The organism is Citrobacter sp. VF227 (assembly GCF_052950715.1).
Map to the genome: position 1 here is coordinate 1 of NZ_JBRFVF010000547.1, position 444 is coordinate 444.

The window sequence follows — 444 nt, forward strand, 5'->3', positions numbered from 1 at the left end:
GACCCAGAGCGCCGGCGTGGCGCTCGCCGTCTTCGCCAGCCTCGGCCTCGGCCTCGCCCTGCCCTTCCTGCTCCTGACCCTCTGGCCGCCGGCCCTGCGGGCACTGCCGCGGCCGGGCGCCTGGATGGAGACCCTCAAGCAGGTGCTGGCCTTCCCGGTCTACGCCACCGTCGCGTGGCTGATCTGGGTGCTGGCGCAGCAGGTCGACCCGCGCGGGCAGCTGGCGGCGCTGATCGGCCTCGTGCTCGCCGGGATCGTCCACATCGCGGCGGTCCTGGCGATCCCTGCCCTGTCGGACACCGACGCTGTCTCGCGGGCCCGCACCAGCGAGAACCTGGACCACCCGCAATCGATCTACGCGGTCGCGACCGGCGACGACCCCTCCCCGCCCGAGGCGTGGCTGCCGATCCCGGATCCGGCGGTCGCCGTGGGCGTGTGCGCCTA

At 74.5% G+C, this 444-nt stretch carries 1 pseudogene; it reads left to right on the plus strand.

Features of this window, described 5'->3' with window-relative positions:
* Positions 1-16: 16 nt before the first annotated feature.
* Positions 17-444 (plus strand): annotated as a pseudogene (locus tag ACU8YC_RS27780) (hypothetical protein); the annotation flags it as partial.